Annotated in this window: 1 protein-coding gene and 1 pseudogene; both read right to left on the bottom strand. The window is 61.7% G+C overall.

Translation table 11 applies throughout. The features are described 5' to 3' along the window. Positions 1–1,803, bottom strand: a 1,803-nt coding sequence (locus tag EN884_RS33255; protein WP_128361015.1) for an MFS transporter, incomplete at its 3' end; no start/stop codon positions are given. 190 nt (positions 1,804–1,993) lie between these two features. Then, a pseudogene (locus tag EN884_RS33250) lies at positions 1,994–2,360 on the bottom strand (ATPase); the annotation flags it as partial.

The following is a 2,360-nucleotide window of genomic DNA, read 5'->3' as shown; positions in this document are numbered from 1 at the left end:
GTACCAAAGGCCATAGTAGATGTCGCCTTTGTAGGCGCTGAGCGCGAACACGGTTGCCGGCAGCAGTCCACCGAACCAGCCATTGCCGATGTGATAGGGCAGCGACATGCCGGTGTAGCGAATGCGGGTCGGGAACATCTCGACCAGGATCGCCGCGATCGGCCCGTAGACCATGGTCACGAACAGCACCAGGATGAACAGGATGCCGATCGTCATTGGCCAGTTCACTGCTGCAGGATCGGCGAACATGGCGAACGCGCCGCCGCCTGGAATGTTGTAGACGGTGACTTCGGGTGCGCCCGCTGCCTCATCGGTGGTCAGCAGCTTGTCCTTGACCGCCTGGTCGATCGGCACCGTCGCCTTTTCACCGGCACGGATGGCAGCGGCGTCCAGCTTCAGTTCCGGGTTGGCGGCAACAAACGCATCGAGCTTCTGGTCCGCAACCTTGGCTGCCGCGCGCTTCAGCGGATAGCCGCCGTCCTGCAGCGACATATTGACGGCCTTGATGAAGGCCGCTTCCTTGGCCTTGGCCTGATCACCGGCGGCGATGGCGTCATAGGACTCGACCGTCTCATTGCCGATTTTGACAGATGCGGGTGTGCCGGCGGCAGCCGTCGACACCACGTCATAGGGAACCGAGTTCTTGGTCAGGAACGAAGTCGCGATATCGCAGGATGTCGTGAACTTCGCCGTGCCAACCGGATTGAACTGGAATTTGCAGTCGCCCGGCGCCGCGGTCACCGTCGCCCTGGTGTTCTGCTGCGCCGTGGCGAGTGCCGGATTGGCAGCCCATGTCAGTGCCTTGAACAGCGGGAAGGTGCAGACAATCGCCAGCGCAAGGCCCGCCATGATGATCGGCTTGCGGCCGATCTTGTCGGAGAGCCAGCCGAAGACGACGAAGAAGATCGAACCGACCGCCAGGGCGACCGCGATCATGATGTTGACCGACTGCGCGTCGACCTTGAGCACGTTGGTCAAGAAGAACAGCGCGTAGAACTGGCCATTGTACCAGACCACGGCCTGACCGGCTGTGAGGCCGAGCAGCGCCAGCAGTGCAATCTTGGCGTTCTTCCATTGGCCGAAGGCTTCCGTCAGCGGCGCCTTGGAGCCCTTTCCCTCATCCTTCATGCGCTGGAAGGTCGGGGATTCGGAAAGCGAAAGCCGAATCCAGATCGAGATGCCGAGCAGCAGAAAAGACACGATGAACGGAATACGCCAGCCCCAGGCAGCATAGTTTTCCTTGCTCAATGAAGCCTGTACGATCAGGATCACAACCAGCGACAGGAACAGGCCGAGCGTCGCGGTGGTCTGGATCCACGAGGTGTAGTAGCCGCGCCGGTTGTCCGGCGCATGTTCGGCGACGTAAGTGGCCGCGCCGCCATATTCGCCACCCAGAGCCAGGCCCTGCAGCATGCGCAGGATGATCAGGATCACGGGAGCGGCGATGCCCAAAGTGGCATAGCCGGGCAGCAAGCCGACCAGGAAGGTCGATAGGCCCATGATCGTCATGGTGACAAGAAAAGTATATTTACGGCCGACAAGGTCACCGATGCGGCCGAACAGCAGTGCGCCGAACGGGCGCACAAGGAAGCCTGCGGCGAAAGCCAACAGCGCGAAAATGTTGCGGGTCGCTTCCGGAATGGCTGGGCTGAAAAAGGTCGAACCGATGAACACCGCCAGCGAGCCATAAAGATAGAAATCATACCATTCGAAAACGGTGCCGAGCGAGGAAGCGAAGATGACTTTCTTCTCTTCCCGCGTCATGCCGCGGCTTGTTCCGCCGGCGGTCGATGCTATTGCCATTGCGTTATCCTCCCGTGAGACCCGTTCTCAATGCTGCGCGACACTGTCCGCGTTCTCCTCCGAGCACGGACTCAACGACAGCCATTCGGGAAAAATGACAGAAAGCGCCCGCCAAAGGCAGCGCGTCTTTGGGATTATGACTTTGGTATTAGGTGCGCTGCGGGATGAAACCGGGCGAGTTGGGAAACCCCTAGCCCTTGAGCGCTTGCAGCAGGCCGGCGGCAGCCATCATGTCGCGCTTGCGAGCCGCGCGGCGGGCAACGGCCTCCGCATCCTGCCCCCAATGCTCGATCTGCCAGTCCTCGTCGACATGAGCAGCGGCCCAGGCAGCCTCAGCGTCGATCTCGCCGAAATCGACAGCCAGCGCCAGCAGCGCCGAACCGGTCAGCGACGTCATCACATGGATGGCGGCGAGCCGCAGCGGCTCGGCGCGCTGGGCAAGATGGCTGCCCAGCACGGCGATGGTCTCGCGCGGCTGCTCGACATGGATGATGCCCTCGGCCAGATTGAAGCGGGCTCCGAGCGTCCTCGCCCAGTCGATCACCGGATCCCAATGC

Source organism: Mesorhizobium sp. M7A.F.Ca.AU.001.01.1.1, from assembly GCF_004022735.1.
GTDB classification, from domain to species: domain Bacteria; phylum Pseudomonadota; class Alphaproteobacteria; order Rhizobiales; family Rhizobiaceae; genus Mesorhizobium; species Mesorhizobium ciceri.
This window is presented reverse-complemented; position numbering and strand designations above follow the sequence as displayed.